The following is a 16,253-nucleotide window of genomic DNA, read 5'->3' as shown; positions in this document are numbered from 1 at the left end:
GGCTGCTGCTGGAGTGCGGCCCCGGAAGCCCCGCACGGCCTCGGCCGGAACGGCGAAGGCCGCGGAGAGCCCCAAAGCCCCCCAGGGGGACGGCGAAAAGATACCCGTTAACCATACCGGTAATAAAAAATCAACCGCCATTCCACACCAGCCTGAACAACCATCAGGAGGTGAAAAACGGAGAGGGGGTCGACGCGCTGCCTCCGACAAGGCTGCGTCCACCCTTGCGGCGACTGAATTACCGGTCCAAACCCCTAAAAAGCGACAGACGCCGAAGGAGGTGCCCGCCTCAGGAGGACGCGTCACAAAAGAGGTCGTTGGAGAGGGAACAAAGCGCTCAGCAGCCTCTGAGCGCAAAAAAGACGGAAACAATAACGATACCGGAAGTAAAAACACAACCCATCATACCGTGCCTGCATCCAAAGGAAGGCGTGGGGGGGCGAAAACGAGCCCCGGTGAGACGTCTCAGGACCACGGAGCCGTCCCCGACGGAGGGAAGCCGAAACGAAAAAAAGATAATAAAAACGCTACCGATATCAAGAACGTTTCTGACTCAGAGCTTGAGGTTCCAGCGGGCCGTCTCGGAACCGCCCGCACGCCGGAGCCCGGCGAGAGCAGTCCCACGCCCGTGGAAGCGGAGCCCGCGGACGCACAGGCGCAGAAAGGCTCTCCCGCGAAGCCGACGGGGCGAGGGAGAGGACGGCGCGGGCGCGGAAAAAATAACGTCGATAACCATACCGGTACCAAAAACACCACCAAATTGACTGACAAAAAGGCCGAGGGGGAGCCTCATAAAGGTAATGCTTCAAGTACCGATAATAAAAACGTTTCCGTAAAAACCCCTGCCGACCATCCAACGAAGGAAAAACTCGGCCCTAACACCAAAAATGAGGTCAAAAAAAGTAACGATAACGTTACTGATAACGAAAAGGCCCCTCATGATATCACTATCGTCTCCTCTCCGCTCCGTGCGCTTCCCGTCCCTGAGCGGGCGGTTCCTGTAGAACCGCTCCCCCTGGACGAGCTCCAGCCGGAGGCGGCAGATCCCCTTGCGGGCGTGGAGCCTCTGGAGGAGCTGGACCGCGAGGCGCTGGACGATGGAGAGATCCCCTTCAGCGTTGGGGAGGCCATCGAGTCCGCCGCCGAGGCCTCCGTCCCCGCCAGGAGCGCTGCCTCCCGCCACAGCCGAAGCCGCAGAGGCGGCAGACGGCACCGGCGCACTGCCCTTCAGGCGGAGGCACCGGCACAGAGCCCCAGGGCGGAGGCGACGCCCCAGACACCGCATCCGGCGGAGCGGCCTGCCGCAGCGCCCGCTTCCAAGCGGAAGGAGGAGAAGGCGGCGACCCGCAGGAACCCCTACTCCCCCACGGAGTTCAGCAGCGTGGAGATGATGTCCTCCCTGAGGGGCTTCACCCCTTTGGGAACGCTCTTCGTCCTGATGGACGTCCTGAAGGGGCATGAGGAGGGGCTGCTTCACGTCAACCAACTGGCGCAGGCGCTGGGCATCGGGAAGCCCTCGCTCTTGGCGCAGATGGACAACCTGGAGGCGGCGGGGCTGATGCGGACCATCTCCAGCTCCCGCGCGGGCCGCCACATCGAGCTCTTGACGCCCAACATGCTGCCCCACCCGGACCTCTCCGTCTTTCCGGCGGGGGCGTCGGGCAACCTCCTGGGGCCGGCGGAAAACGCCCCGGAGCGTGGCGGGCAGTTCTCGCAGAAGCGCCTCGACATCCTCTACAAGTACCTGAAGGACCACCGGGTGGAGGTCACCTCCATCCCCGACGAAGGGCACCTGCCTAAGGAGGTGCCTCAAATCGCTGCGTTCCTCGGCAAGTACCTCGTCTACGTCCGTCCCTTCTACGAGATGATGAAGGCCACTCTGAACGACTGCCGCGAGTTTCGCTACTCTTTGGCGAAGCTGCCAAGCCGGGACATCACCCACACGCTGAACTTCTGCCACATGCTGAGCGCAGCGAAGTTCCTTTCCTCCTTCACCTACCGGCGCGCTCCCCAGTACAGCATCGTGGCTCAGGTGAACCGGACGCCGGCTGCCATCAACTTCCTGACCGGAGGCTGGCTGGAGCACTACATCCGCGACAAGGTGATCTCCATCCTGACGACGCACCCCGCCACGGTCAGCCTGCCCTACGCCTTCATGAAGAACCCCAACATCATCCTCCCCACGGGGGAGAACTTCGAGCTGGACTTCCTGCTCAGCGTCGGGGACAAGATCTTCTGGATCGAGGCCAAGACGGGCGAGTACGAGAACTACCTCGCCAAGTACTCCCGCGTCTCCAGGGTGCTGGGCCTGACCCGCAGCACCTCCATGCTGGTGAGCGTGGAGCCCCTGCCCGCGGAGGACAACCTAACCGTCCGCTACAGCCTCAGTTGCTGCAACCTGGACGAGTTTCCGGACGTGTTTCGCATCAACCTGGTGCGGGAGCTCCAGCAGGAGGCCGTCCAGCGGGCCGCCATGATGGCTTGAGGGCGGGGAGGAGCAAACCGCCGTCCTCGCGCTGCCCGCCGAGGCAGCTCAAGGGCGTCACAGATTATCCGAGTTAGACGAACGGGGGGTCGCAGGACGCGGCCCCCTCATTTCATAGCGTTTATGGCGTTCGTGGCGTTTTATGGCACGGATCACTCGATGGGGATGGGGCTGTAGATCGCCCCGCGGGGGGTCAGGCGGCTTCGCATCAGCTCGATGCCGCAGCAGGTCCACAAAACGGGAGGCACCTTCTCCAGCGCTTTCAGGAGCGCCGGCGGCAGGGGCTCCCCGGTGCAGCGGGCCAGCGTCAGGTGGGGGACGAAGGGCCGCCGCTCCCGCGGGATGCCCGCCTCCGCCAGCGCGTCCTCCAGGCGGGCGGCGAGGGCCGTCAGCTCCGCCGCGCCCCGCGCGCCGCTGAGCCAGAGCGTGCGGGGACGCTCCAGGCTGGGGAACGCGCCCGCGCGGGAGAGCTCCACCTCAAAGGGCGAGAAGGCGATCGGCGCCAGCGCGCGCTTCACCCTCTCGATCGCGTCGGGCGTCCGCTCCCCCAAAAAGCGCAGCGTGACGTGCAGTTGGGCCCGCGTCACCCACCTCAGCCGGCCCAGCGGCGCGAGGCGCGTCAGGAGGAGCTCCAGCGTCCGCGCCGCTCCTTCTGGGACCGTCACCGCGACGAAGGCGCGGATGAGGGACGCCGTGTCCCGGTCCTCAGCGCTCCGGCTTCCGGTCATCGGCCAGCGCCTCCAAAACGGGGATGACGTCGTTCAGGCTCCCCACCACGCGATAGGCCAGGGCCGCGATCTCAGGCGTCGGCGGCAGGAGGTCCGGCACCATCACGGGCATCATTCCGGCAGCGTGGGCGGCCCGGATTCCGTTGTAGGAGTCCTCCAGGACCACGCAGCCTGCGGGTTCCGCCCCCAGCTCCAGGGCGGCCTTCAGGAAGATGTCCGGCGCGGGCTTGCCGCGCTCGACGCGATCCCCCGTGAGGATTCGGTCGAAGCACTCCCCAACGTCCGTGTGCTTCAGGTAGAACCCCACGATCCCGCGGTCGCTCGAGGTCGCCATGGCCCGCGGGACCCGCCTCTCGATGAGCCATGCCAGGACCCGCCGGAGGCCGGGCTTCTCCGGCAGGCCATGCTCCTCGATCCAGCGCTCCGTCCAGCGAATTCGGTCCCCCCGCACCAGGTCGAAATCGAACGCCGGGCCGAACCGCTCCTGCATCATGCTGCGCGTCTTTGGCAGGCTCAAGCCGATCTGCTCGTGCATGACCTCCGGCGTGATCGCGTACCCGTGTCGCTCTCCCGCCGCCTCCCAGGCCCTCAGGTTCAGCGCCTCCGTGTCGAACATCAGCCCGTCCATGTCAAAGAGAACCGCGCTCAGCATCATAAGCTTCCTCCTCGTCCTTTCGCGCCGCCTCCGCGGACGCAGTGTCCTGTTCTCCGGCGCTCTCTACGACTCCATGTCCGCCGCAAACCCCGCGGCCCCGCTCTCCTTGAAAAATCCCGCAGGCCGCGCGGTGGCGGGGACCTCCATGGGGTAGTTCCCGTCGAAGCAGGCCCGACAGTAGAGGTCCTGGTGCCCGCAGGCCTCCGACAGGCAGGCGTCGCTGAGGTAGGTCAGGGAGTCGGCGCCGATGTACTCCAGGATCTCCTGCTGCGTCTTCTGCACGGCGATCAACTTCTCCCTGTAGGGCGTGTCGATGCCGAAGTAGCAGGAGTAGCACACGGGGGGAGAGGAGATGACCAGGTGGACCTCTCTGGCCCCGCCCGCCCGCAGCAGGCGCACGATGCGGCGGCTGGTCGTCCCCCGCACGATGGAGTCGTCCACCACGATCAGGCGCTTGCCCTCGATGTTGCTGCGGATGGGCGACAGCTTGATGTGGACGGCAGTTTCCCGCATCTCCTGGGTCGGCTGGATGAAGGTGCGCCCGATGTACTTGTTCTTGATCAGCCCCTCGCCATAGTTGATGCCGGACGCCTCGGCGTACCCGATGGCCGCCGGGATGCCGGAGTCCGGCACCGCCATCACCAGGTCCGCCTCGATCTTCCGCTGGTGCGCCAGAAGTCGCCCGCATCGGCGGCGGAAATCGTAGACGCTGATGCCGTCCAGCACGCTGTCGGGCCGTGCGAAGTAGATGAGCTCGAACACGCAGAGGCTCTTGCGACACCACTGCGACGGGGGCAGGCTGCGCACCCCTTCCTGGTTGATGAATACGACCTCGCCCGGCTCCACGTCGCGGACGAACTCCGCGTCGATGGCTTCCAGCGCGCAGCTCTCGGAGGCCAGCGCCCAGCCGTCCGCAAGCCTGCCCAGGCACAGCGGGTGCAGGCCGTAGGGGTCGCGCACGCCGATCAGCTGGTCCCCCAGCGTGATGACCAGGACGTAGGCTCCCTTGATCAGGCTCATCGCAGTGCGGATGCCCGCCTCCACGCCGCGCTTGTTTCCGTGCTGGCAGATCAGGTTGAGGATGGACTCGCTGTCCGTCGTCGTCTGGAAGATCACGCCCGCGTCCGTCAGCATCTCCTGAATGCTGTCCGCGTTCACCAGGTTGCCGTTGTGCGCCAGGGCGATGTCCCCCATCCCGCAGCGGGCCACCAGGGGCTGGGCGCTGCGGGGGTCCGCCCCCCCGGCCGTCGGGTAGCGCACGTGGCCCACGGCGATGTTGCCCTTCAGGCCCGCCAGGGTTTCCCCGCGGAACACCTCTCCCACCAGTCCAGGCCCCTTGACCTGCATGACGGTGCCCCCCTGGTTCGCAGCGATGCCGGCGCTCTCCTGACCGCGGTGCTGAAGGGCGTAGAGCCCGTAGTACACAAGGCTCGCGGCGTCCTTTTCCCCTCGATAAACCCCCATGACGCCGCACTCCTCGTGCAGGGCGTCCTCCTCATGCCATTCCATCTCCGCCTCCGCGCTCCAGTCCAAAGCTTGAGCTTCGGGGGACGTCCGTCCCCCAGCCGTCCCCTGCGCCTACTGCGTCACCCTCTTGAACATCTCCTGATATGCGTCCTCCACGTGCCCCAGGTCGCGGCGGAAGCGGTCCTTGTCCAGCTTCTCGTTCGTCTTGGCGTCCCAGAAACGGCAGGTGTCCGGCGAGATCTCGTCCGCCAGAACGATCCGCCCGTCGCAGCGGCCCAGCTCGATCTTGAAGTCGATGAGCTTCACGCCGATCTTGAGGAAGTAGTCCTTCAGGAGGTCGTTGATCCTGAAGGCCATCTCGTGCATGGTCCTGAGCTCCTCCTCCGTGGCCAGCCCAAGCGCCAGGATGTGGGAGTCGTTGATCAGGGGGTCTCCCAGGCTGTCGTCCTTCAGCGAGAACTCCAGCGTGGGGTTCTTCAGCGCCCGTCCCTCCTCCACGCCGTAGCGCTTGGAGAAGGAACCTGCAGCCACGTTGCGGACGATGACCTCAAGGGGCACGATCTCCACGGCCCGCACCAGCGTTTCCCGGTCGCTCAGCTCCTCCACGAAGTGCGTGGGCACGCCGTTCGCCTCGAGCATCCGGAACAGGATGTTGCTCATCCGGTTGTTGACGACGCCCTTGCCGACAATGGTGCCGCGCTTCTCGCCGTTGAACGCCGTGGCGTCGTCCTTGTACTCGACGACGTAGCGCTTCGGATCGTCCGTCGCGAAGACCTTCTTTGCCTTGCCCTCATAAAGCTGTTCACGCTTTTCCATCGCATTGACCTCCCGGCCTCAAAATCAAAAGGCTCCCGCAGGCGGCAGGAGCCTCAGGAAACAAAGAGAAGTATAGAGCATCTGCGCGGTTTGTGCAGGGGAAATTTCGGGGTTCCCCCGCGCTAGCCCAGCAGGAAGTCCATGGCCGACTCGAACATCATCGTGCCCCCCGTGCGCCCCGCGTTCTGGTAGAGGCCATCCCCCACCCGTTCCGCGTGTCCCATGCGGCCGAAGATGCGCCCGTCCGGCGAGAGCAGGCCCTCGACGGCGGCCAGGGAGCCGTTCGGGTTGTACTGGACGTCCATCGTGGGGCTCCCCTGCAGGTCGACATACTGCGTCGCGACCTGCCCAGCCTCCGCCAGGCGGCGCAGCAGGGCCACCCCGCAGACGAAGCGCCCTTCGCCGTGGGAGACGGGCATGGCGAACACGTCGCCCACCCGCGTGCGGCTCAGCCACGGAGAGCGGTTCGAGAGGACGCGGGAGCGGACGATCTTCGACTGGTGGCGGCCGATGGCGTTGAAGGTCAGCACGGCCGAGCCCTCCCCCAGCTCATCCGGGTCCACGATGCGGCCGAAGGGCAGGAGCCCCGTGCGCACCAGCGCCTGAAAGCCGTTGCACACCCCCAAAATCAGGCCGCCCCGCACCTCCAGGAGCCCCTCCACCGCGGACCGGGCCGCCGGGCTCCTCAGGAAGATGGCGATGAATTTCCCGGACCCGTCGGGCTCATCGCCGTTGGAGAACCCGCCGGGCAGGAAGAGCGCCTGCGACGCGCCCAGCCGCGCGGCGAACCGGTCCACGGACTCCTTCATGGCCTCCGGCGTCAGCGTCCGGACCACCAGGACCTCCGCCTCTCCTCCGGCCCGCTCCACGGCGCGCGCGGACTCATACTCGCAGTTCGTCCCCGGAAACACGAGGATGAGGAACCGCGGGCGAGCGACGCCATGGGGCAGCCGGGGGACGGCCCGTTCCGCCGGAGCCGGCCATGCGTCGGGCAGCGAAACCAGCTCCCCCGCGTCGCACCTCACGGGGAAGACGTCCTCCAGGACGCCCTCGTAGATACCCTCCAGCTCCTCCATGTCCACGGCCTCGCCGCCCAGGGTCGCCCGGCGCGCCTCCAGCACCCGGCCCAGCGCGATGCAGTCGAACTCCGCGCTCTCCAGGTCCAAAACGCCCTCCGCCAACTCCACCACGAAGGACCCGCGTGCGGGGCCGAAGAGCTCCGCCAGGGTGAGGTCGTCGTCGAACGCGAAGCCGAACCCGTTGCCCATGGCCATCCTCAGGACGAGGGCCGCCAGTCCGCCGAAGGCGGGCGTCCCCACGGCCAGCGCCTCGCCCCTGACGCGCAGGTCTTGAACGCGCGCCAGGAGGGCCAGCAGGGACTTTGGTTCAGGCAGCAGGCCCCGCCGCCTCGGGCGCAGCCACACGACGCGGGACCCTGCGCGCTTGAACTCCGGCGACAGGACGCGGGAAACGTCGGTCATGCCCTGGGCGAAGGAAACGAGCGTCGGCGGGACGTCCAGCCCCTCGAAGGAGCCGCTCATGGAGTCCTTGCCCCCAATGGCGGCGACGCCAAAGTCCATCTGGGCGTCCAGGGCGCCCAGGAGCGCCGCGGTGGGCACCCCCCACCGCCGAGGGTCCGCGCCCGGACGGCCAAAGTACTCCTGAAGGCTCAGGTGACAGGACTCCAGGGGGACGCCCACCGCGGCCAGGCGGCACAGGGACTCCACCACCGCCATGTAGGCGCCGTCGTAGGGCGAGGCCGAGGACAGGAAGGGGTCGAACCCCCAGGCCATGGCGGAGCAGGCGCTCGTGTCGTTGTGGCCGCCCGTCAGGGGGATCTTCGCCACCATTGCCTGGGCGGGGGTCCGCTGACGCCGGCCGCCGAAGGGGGACAGCACGGAGTTGGCCCCCACGGAGGAGTCGAACCGCTCGCAGAGCCCGCGTCGGGAACAGACGTTGAGGTCCGCCGCCACGGCCCGCATCCCGCGGACGAAGTCGTCCGGCACCTCCGGGGCGCAGGGCCTGGGGGAGGCGCAGAGCACCTCCGCATGGCGCTCCGCGCCATTGCTTCGGATGAAGCTGCGGGGCAGGTCCAGGATGCGCTTTCCGCGCCAGCGCATCGTCACCCGCCCATCCGCCGTGACCTGGGCCACCACGGCGGCCCGCACGTCCTCCGCCTCCGCCAGCTCTCGAACCCGCGCCGCGTCTTCCGCGTCCACCACGACCGCCATGCGCTCCTGGGACTCGCTGATGGCGATCTCCGTGCCGTCCAGGCCCGCGTACTTCAACGGGACGGCGTCCAGGTCGATGTCCAGCCCGTCCGCCAGCTCCCCTACGGCCACGGACACGCCTCCCGCGCCGAAGTCGTTGCAGCGCTTTATCATGCGCGTGAAGTCCGGATTTCGGAACAGCCGCTGCAGCCTGCGCTCCTCCGGCGCGTTGCCCTTCTGCACCTCCGCACCGCAGGTCTCGAGGGACCGGGCCGTGTGGGCCCTGGAGGACCCGGAGGCCCCGCCGCACCCGTCGCGCCCCGTGCAGCCTCCCAGCAGGAAGACGACGTCCCCCGGCCGGGGCTCCTCTCGCCTCACGTTGGCTTCGGGGACCGCGGCGATCACCGCGCCGATCTCCATGCGCTTGGCCACGTAGCCCTCGTGGTAAATCTCGTCCACGATCCCCGCGGGGATTCCGATCTGGTTGCCGTAGGAGCTGTAGCCCGCCGCCGCCGCGGTGACGATCGTGCGCTGGGGCAGCTTGCCCGGCATCGTCTCGGCGACGGGACGGCGGGGGTCCCCCGCGCCCGTCACGCGCATGGACTGATACACGTACCCGCGGCCGGACAGCGGGTCGCGGATCGCGCCGCCCACGCAGGTGGCCGCCCCTCCAAAGGGCTCGATCTCCGTGGGGTGGTTGTGGGTCTCGTTCTTGAACAGCAGGAGCCATGGCTCGCCGTTCACCTGGATGTGGACCGTGCAGGCGTTGACCTCCGCGGACTCCGACAGGTCCGTCAGTTTTCCCCGCCCCTTGAGCGCCCGCGCGCCGATCGTCGCCATGTCCATCAGCGTGACGGGCCGGTCACTCCGCCCCGTCTCCTCCCGCAGCCTCAGGTAGCGGCCGTAGGCCTCCCGGATGCGCTCGTCCTCGAACTCGACGGAGTCCAGCGACGTCAGGAAGGTCGAGTGGCGGCAGTGGTCCGACCAGTAGGTGTCCAGTACCTTGAGCTCCGTCAGCGTCGGGTCCCGCCCCTCCTCCCTGAAGTGCGCCGCGCAGCAGGCCAGGTCCGCCGCGCTCATGGCGAGGCCATGGGACTCGATCAGGGCCCTCACGGCCGCCTCGTCCATCTCTCGAAATCCCGTCAACACCGGCACGTCGGGGGGCGCGGGGCAGAGGGCCTCCAGGGCGTCGTACTCCGCCAGCTGCGCTTCGCGGCTCTCCACCGGGTTGATGAGGTGCTTCCTCACCGCCGCAATGTCCGCGTCGCTCAGGCTGCCCCAGAGCAGGTAGGCGCGGGCCGTGCGCACCGTGGGCCGCCTGCACCCCAGCAGGAGCTCGATGCACTGCTCCGCCGCGTCGGCCCGCTGGTCGTACTGCCCCGGCAGGTACTCCACCGCCAAGACGTGGGGCGCCTCCGGCAGGGCCTCCAGCACGTCGTCCGTGCAAGGATCCGCGAACACCGCGCCGACGCACGCGGAAAGCGCCTCCGCCTCCAGCCCTTCCACATCGTAGCGATTCAGGACGCGCACCCGCTCCAGCCCCGCGACGCCCAGGACGCCGCGAAACTCCGCGCAGAGCGCCTCCGCCTCCCGCGCAAACGGCGGCTTCTTCTCAACGTAAAGCCTGTGAACCCGACCCATCCAGACCGCCTCCCGTCATGGCATCCCCGCAAGACCTTCTTGCGCTACTCGTCGACGCCTCCGATGTCCCCGCGGAACCGCGCGCCCTCGAAGCGAATTCGCTTCGCCGCCTCATAGGCCCGCGCGCGCGCTTCGCGGGGCGTCGGCGCCACGGCCGTCACGTCCAGCACGCGACCTCCCGCCGTCAGCAGCCTGTCCCCCTCACGGCGCGTCCCCGCGTGGAACACCTCGACGCCCGGCAGGTCCTCCGCGCCCCCCATATCGATCTCGAACCCCGTCCTGCAGGAGCCGGGGTACTCCCGTGAGGCCAGCACGACGCAGCAGGAGGCGTCCTGAGAGAAGCGGACGTCCGCCTCGTCCAGGCGCTCCTCCCGCACGGCCACCATGATCTCCAGGAGGTCCGACCGCAGGAGGGGCAACACGGCCTGGGCCTCCGGGTCCCCGAAGCGGCAGTTGTACTCGATCACCTGCGGCCTGTCCTCCGTCAGCATCAGCCCGAAGTAGAGGCAGCCCTTGAAAGGGCGCCCCTCCGCCCTCATGGCCTCCACCGTGGGGCGCAGGATGGTCCTCATGCAGACCTCCATGAGCTCCGGCGTGAGGTGGGGGTTCGGCGCGACGACCCCCATACCACCCGTGTTGGGCCCCACGTCGCCGTCGAAGGCCCGCTTGTGGTCCATAGAGGAGACCATGGGGACGATCGTGCGGCCGTCCGTGAAGGCCAGAAGGGTGACCTCCGGACCGCTGAGCCGCTCCTCGATCAGGACCCGGTCGCCGCTCCGTCCGAAGACCCGGTCCTTCATGATGGAGGTGACGGCTGCGGCGGCCCCGACGGCGTCCTCCGCGACCACCACGCCCTTGCCCCGCGCCAAGCCGTCCGCCTTCACCACCAGCGGGCGGTTCGCCGTCGCAACGTAGGCCATGGCGCGCTCCGCGTCCTCAAAGACCTCGAAGGGCGCCGTGGGGATGCCGTACTTCCTCATCAGTCCCTTGGCAAAGACCTTGCTGCCCTCGATGGCCGCCGCAGCCGCGTTGGGGCCAAAGCAGGGGATTCCCCGCTCCTCAAGCCGGTCCACGGCCCCCATTACCAGTGGGTCGTCCGGCGCCACCACCGCGAAGTCGACGCCGCGCTCCACGGCGAACCCCACGACGGCGTCCAGGTCCTCCGCCTTGATGGGGACGCACTCGGCGTGACGCCCGATGCCCCCGTTCCCCGGCAGCGCGTAGAGGCGGCCCACCCTGGGGCTGCGCGCCAGGCGGCTCACGATGGCGTGCTCGCGCCCGCCCCCGCCGATCACCATGACGTCCATTCGTCCTCAACCTCCAAAGGATAACGCCCGATAACGGTCCGATGAAAAGGCGTGCATTTAATGATGGAACAGCCGCCGGCCGGTCATCACCATGGCGATGCCGCAGCGATCGCAGGCCTGGACGACGAGGTCGTCCCGAATGGAGCCGCCGGGCTGGGCGATGTAGCTCACGCCGCTTCGGCGGGCGCGCTCCACGTTGTCCGGAAAGGGGAAGAAAGCGTCGCTGCCCAACGAAACGCCCGTGGCGCCCTCCAGCCACTCCCGACGCTCCGCAGGCGTCAGGGGGTCCGGGCGGCGCGTGAAGCAGAGCCGCCAGTCCTCGTCCTGAAGGGGCTCGTCGGGCTGGAGCGACAGCGCCACGTACCGGTCCACGGCGTTGTCCCGAATCGGACGGGGCAGGTCCTCCCTGAAGGGCAGGGCCAGCGCCTTGGGGTGCTCGCGCAGCAGGCGCACGTCCGCCTTGTCCCCCGCCAGGCGGGTGCAGTGCAGGCGGGACTGCTGTCCTGCGCCCACGCCCAGGGTCTGGCCGCCGGAGGCGAGGCACACGGAGTTCGACTGCGTGTACTTCAGCACGATGAGGGCCAGCGTCAGGTCTCGCCGCGCGGGCTCCGGAATGTCCTTTCGCTTCGTCGCCGGCGCGTCGAAGAGGGCAGGGTCGATGACGGGGGCGACGTTTCGGCCCTGCTCGAAGGTGATGCCGAACACCTCCCGCCGCTCCATCGCCGGCGGCTCGTAGTCCGGGTCCACGCGCACGACCGCGTAGCCGCCCTTCCGCTTCGCTCGCAGCAGGGCCAGGGCCTCGTCCGAATAGCCCGGCGCGATGACGCCGTCCGACACCTCGTGCTGGATCACGCGCGCCGTCGCGGCGTCGCAGGGGTCGCTCAGCGCGATCCAGTCCCCGAAGGAGGACAGGCGGTCCGTCCCCCGCGCCCGGGCGTAGGCGCAGGCCAGGGGGGACTCGTTCACGTCCGGAGCGTCAACGAAGAACAGCCGCCTCTCCTCCGTGCTGAGGGGCAGGCCCAGCGCGGCTCCGGCGGGGCTCACGTGCTTGAAGGACGCCGCCGCAGGAAGCTTCAGCTCCCGTCTGAGCTCGCGGACCAGTTGCCAGCCGTTCAGCGCGTCCAGGAAGTTGATGTAGCCCGGCTGTCCGTTGAGCACCTCAACGGGCAGCCGTCCCTCCGGAACGAAGAGGCGTGCCGGCCTTTGGTTGGGGTTGCAGCCGTACTTCAGCTCCAGCTCCTTCAACGCAGTTTTGCCCCCTCGCCGTAGCGGTTGACGACCCTGTCCTCGTAGCGGCCCCCGTCCAAGGGGGAGTAGCGGACGTAGAGAGCCACGCGATTCTCCTCGTCCAGGGCCTCCCAGAGGCCGTTGGTGAAGGCGTCGATGCTCGAAGGGACGTTCACCGTCAGGGGCTCTCCGGAGAAGGACGGCAGCACGGCCCCGTCCCCCGCGTAGGTGTGGATGAGGTGCCCCATCCCAGGGATGGGCTCGTACTCGAAGAACTGGCGCTGACAGCGGCGTCCGGCCCCCGACGCCTTCAGGATGCTGAGCCGGTAGCTGAAGCCCGACTCCGGCAGGGAGATCATGCCGCTGATCCTTGGGGTGAAGTGGGGCGCGTCCGGCTCGTACTCCAGCGTGCGCAGGGCCTCCTCAAACCCCTTGCCCTTCTTCAGGAACTCGCAGATCGTGTCCGTCTGGTCCCCGTTCGCCACCACGACGTTCCGCCCGCACATCCGAAGGGGCGCGTAGAGGATCAGCGACGGGTCCTTGACCCCGGACTGGTCCAACAGGCGGATGACGACGTCGTCCTTCTCCCGTCTGAAGGCGCGGGCGCGGCTCCCCGCGCTGCGTCCCATGATGAAGTACGCCAGGACGGCGCGGCCGTTGGGCCCGCAGCCCAGGATGATGCCCCGGCCGGGATAGCGGTTCCCCCGCAGGCAGAAGTCGGAGGGAGAGGACGCCAGGCTGCGGCAGAGGTCTTCCACTGCCTGGGGCAGGATGCGCCACTCCGCCTGTTCCATCACGCGGTGCTGAAGGAGCTCCGGAGAGTCGTCCGGCAGCACGTCGACGGCTCGCTGCATCAGGATCGTGCCCTTGTCCGGCTCGGCGGTCACGAGGTGTACCGTGGCCCCCGTCACCTTCACGCCCGATTCCAGGACGGCTTCGTGCACCCGAAGGCCGTAGAAGCCCTTCCCGCAGAAGGCCGGAAGCAGGGACGGGTGGACGTTCACGATCCGCCCTTCCCAGCGCGAGACGAAGTCCGCGCTCAGGATCTGCAGGAAGCCGGCCAGGACGATGACGTCCGGCTTCGACTGGGTCAGGAGCTCCATCAGGCGCCGCTCAAAGGCCTCACGGTTGGGGAACTCGCGATACTCGGCCACGTCGGTGCGGATGCCGGCTTCGTGCGCCCGCTCGATCGCCCGGACGCCAGCCCGGCTCGAAATCACCTGGACCACCTTGCCGCTCCGAAGGACCCCGTTCACCTGGGCGTCCAGCAGGGCCTGAAGGTTCGTTCCGCCACCGGAAACCAGTATGGAAATACGTGCGTTCAGCACAGCACAACTCCCTCCTCATCTACGACGCTGCCGATCGGCCGCGCCTCAACGCCGTTCTCACGCAGGACGCGAAGCGCCACCTCGGCGTCGTCCTCCGCAACCGTCGCGGTCATCCCCACGCCCATGTTGAAGACGTGGAACATCTGTTCCTCGTCGATACCGCCCTCGCGCATCAAGAACTCGAAGATGGGCGGGACCCGAAGCTCTGCGCGCCGAATGCGCACCCCCATCCCCTCCGGGACGCTGCGCGGGATGTTCTCGTGGAACCCGCCGCCCGTGATGTGGGCGAGGGAGTGGACGTCCACGGCCTCCAGGAGCGCCGTCACGGGCTTCACGTAGATGCGCGTGGGCGTCAGAAGCGCCTCCCCGAGGGGGCACCCCAGCTCCTCGACGCGCTGCCGCAGGTCCCGGTGCTCCACGTCCAGCGCCCGTCGGACCAGCGAGAACCCGTTGGAGTGCAGGCCTGAGGACGGCAGGGCGATGAGGACGTCGCCGCTTTGGACGTTCCTCCGATCCAACATCTTGGCCCGCTCCACAATCCCTACGGCAAAGCCCGCCAGGTCGTACTCCTCTGCCGGGTAGAAGCCCGGCATCTCCGCCGTCTCCCCCCCGATGAGGGCGCAGCCCGCCTGGACGCAGCCCTCCGCCACGCCGGAGACGATGGCCGCCACGCGCTCCGGCACGTTCCTGCCCACCGCCACGTAGTCCAGAAAGAACAGAGGACGCGCCCCGCAGCAGAGCACGTCGTTGACGCACATGGCCACGCAGTCGATGCCCACCGTGTCGTGGCGGTCCATCAGGAAGGCCAGCTTCAGCTTCGTGCCCACGCCGTCCGTCCCGCTGACCAGGATCGGGTCCTGAAGCCCCTTGGGCAGCTCAAAGGCACCTCCGAACCCGCCCAGGTCCGTGAGGACGCCAGGCACGCGGGTGCGCGCCACGGAACTCGCCATGAGCCGCACCGCCTCGTATCCGGCCTCCACGTTCACGCCGCTCTTGGCGTAGGCCTCCCGGTGCGTCACCGCGCTTCCCCCGATCCTTCCTGCAGGGCCCGATCCTTGCGCTCGACGCCCTCGGCCATACTCGCCGCCTCCCTATCGAGGGAAGCGGCAAGCTCCTCGTCGGAGACGGCCAGGATGCGCACCGCAAGCCACGCCGCGTTGGCTCCACCGTCGATGGCCACCGTCGCGACGGGCACGCCGGAGGGCATCTGCACGGTCGCCAACAGCGCGTCCAGCCCCCCCAGGTCGGCGGATCGCACCGGCACGCCAATCACGGGAAGGCGCGTCTGCGCCGCGATGAAGCCCGCCAGGTGCGCTGCCTTCCCCGCGATGGCGATGACGGCGCCAAATCCGGCCTCTCGCGCGTCGCGGGAGAAGGCGGCCACGGCCTCCGGCGTCCGGTGCGCGGACATCACCCGGACGACAAAGGGGACGGCGAGCTTCTTCAGGACCTCCGCCGCCCTCTCCGCGATGGGGAGATCGCTGTCGCTCCCCATGACAATGGCAATCCTCTTCATCGTTTTCTCTCCTTCGCTCAGAAAGAATAAAACTCACGACCTCACGCCCATTATAACCTGAAAAACCGCCGCAAGACGAGAAGTTGAAGATAGGACGGAGAAGTCCCGCGCGACGGCCGATTCGAAAAAGACGGCGCGCCCGAGGCGGCCCTCGAATTTCGCGGGCAACTTCGGACGTCCACACCCTGCGCGACCACGGCAAACGGCGCTCCTTGACAAATCCCTGCACGTGGCTGAAGATTGACCCCAACGCTCCGAGACGGTGAAACGGCCCTCGGAGGAGAAACGGAGGATAAGATGATGGCGATCAACTTTACGGAGCTCCTGGGCGCGATGGCGCAGGGAGGGATGGCCCCCTCCGCAGGCAGCAGGGTGCAGGAGGCAGCCTCGTCCATGGGCGGCGGGGTACAGGGGGCCCTCGGCAAATTGTTGAGCGGCGGGCAGGCAGCGGTCAACCGCGCGGGTCAGGCGGTGGGCGGCAAGGACAACCTGGCGGCGGCGGGGGTCGGAGCGCTCCTGGGCGCGCTGTCCTCGGAGCGGGGCACCGTCGCGGGCGGAATCGGAGGGGGCGTGCTGGGGCTCCTCGGCATGATGGCCTTCAAGGCCCTGAAGGGCGCCGGGCAGAATGGGCAGAACGAGCCGGTCGCCAGCGCAGCCCCATCGGAGGAGGACGCAAAGCTCTTGCTCACCGCCATGCTGAACGCGGCCAAGGCGGACGGACAGGTGGACCAGGAGGAGCTGAACCGCATCACGGCGCGCATCAAGGAAACGGGCGTCGGGCAGGAAGGCCTCAGCTACGTCGTCACCCAACTGCAGCCCCCCATGTCCACGGACGCCATCGTGCAGGCGGTGCGCGGACGGCCCGATATGGCG

12 protein-coding genes are annotated in these 16,253 nt (G+C 68.1%); 2 read left to right on the top strand and 10 right to left on the bottom strand.

From position 1 onward, the window contains the following. Positions 1–1,057: 1,057 nt before the first annotated feature. Complete coding sequence (locus Q0629_RS03145) at positions 1,058–2,485, top strand: hypothetical protein (RefSeq protein WP_298778833.1); 1,428 nt, start codon at positions 1,058–1,060, stop codon at positions 2,483–2,485. A 152-nt stretch (positions 2,486–2,637) separates the two neighbouring features. Here Q0629_RS03145 and thpR read toward each other — a convergent pair whose 3' ends face one another. From thpR to purE, 10 genes are all read right to left on the bottom strand, one after another. Next, entirely contained in the window at positions 2,638–3,213 is a 576-nt protein-coding gene (gene thpR / locus Q0629_RS03140) for an RNA 2',3'-cyclic phosphodiesterase (RefSeq protein ID WP_298778831.1), read from the bottom strand. Then, a complete protein-coding gene (locus tag Q0629_RS03135) occupies positions 3,191–3,868 on the bottom strand; it encodes an HAD family phosphatase (RefSeq protein ID WP_298778829.1) in 678 nt (225 codons plus the stop codon). The genes thpR and Q0629_RS03135 overlap by 23 nt, the downstream gene beginning before the upstream one ends. A 63-nt stretch (positions 3,869–3,931) precedes the next feature. After that, entirely contained in the window at positions 3,932–5,401 is a 1,470-nt protein-coding gene (purF, locus tag Q0629_RS03130) for an amidophosphoribosyltransferase (RefSeq protein ID WP_298778827.1), read from the bottom strand. A 45-nt stretch (positions 5,402–5,446) separates the two neighbouring features. Then, a complete protein-coding gene (purC, locus tag Q0629_RS03125) occupies positions 5,447–6,151 on the bottom strand; it encodes a phosphoribosylaminoimidazolesuccinocarboxamide synthase (RefSeq protein ID WP_298778824.1) in 705 nt (234 codons plus the stop codon). A 122-nt stretch (positions 6,152–6,273) separates the two neighbouring features. After that, the gene (locus tag Q0629_RS03120; protein ID WP_298778822.1) at positions 6,274–10,002 is read right to left on the bottom strand and encodes a phosphoribosylformylglycinamidine synthase; all 3,729 of its coding nucleotides are present in this window, start codon (positions 10,000–10,002) and stop codon (positions 6,274–6,276) included. A gap of 44 nt (positions 10,003–10,046) precedes the next feature. Next, entirely contained in the window at positions 10,047–11,309 is a 1,263-nt protein-coding gene (purD, locus tag Q0629_RS03115; protein WP_298778820.1) for a phosphoribosylamine--glycine ligase, read from the bottom strand. A 57-nt stretch (positions 11,310–11,366) separates the two neighbouring features. Next, positions 11,367–12,554: a phosphoribosylaminoimidazolecarboxamide formyltransferase gene (locus Q0629_RS03110; RefSeq protein ID WP_298778814.1), complete on the bottom strand. Its 1,188-nt coding sequence runs from the start codon at positions 12,552–12,554 to the stop codon at positions 11,367–11,369. After that, positions 12,551–13,864, bottom strand: coding sequence for a phosphoribosylglycinamide formyltransferase (gene purN / locus Q0629_RS03105; RefSeq protein WP_298778811.1), 1,314 nt, complete (start codon positions 13,862–13,864; stop codon positions 12,551–12,553). The genes Q0629_RS03110 and purN overlap by 4 nt, the downstream gene beginning before the upstream one ends. Then, positions 13,858–14,883, bottom strand: coding sequence for a phosphoribosylformylglycinamidine cyclo-ligase (gene purM, locus Q0629_RS03100; protein ID WP_298778808.1), 1,026 nt, complete (start codon positions 14,881–14,883; stop codon positions 13,858–13,860). The genes purN and purM overlap by 7 nt, the downstream gene beginning before the upstream one ends. Next, positions 14,880–15,380: a 5-(carboxyamino)imidazole ribonucleotide mutase gene (gene purE / locus Q0629_RS03095; RefSeq protein WP_298778805.1), complete on the bottom strand. Its 501-nt coding sequence runs from the start codon at positions 15,378–15,380 to the stop codon at positions 14,880–14,882. Before purE ends, purM begins: the two co-directional genes overlap by 4 nt. A gap of 240 nt (positions 15,381–15,620) precedes the next feature. Between purE and Q0629_RS03090 the strand changes: the two genes are divergently transcribed. Then, positions 15,621–16,253: DUF533 domain-containing protein (locus tag Q0629_RS03090; protein WP_298778803.1), on the top strand; the 633-nt coding region annotated here is incomplete at its 3' end.

Origin of the sequence: uncultured Fretibacterium sp., from assembly GCF_938030725.1 — a bacterium.
Lineage (GTDB): Bacteria > Synergistota > Synergistia > Synergistales > Aminobacteriaceae > Fretibacterium.
This window is presented reverse-complemented; position numbering and strand designations above follow the sequence as displayed.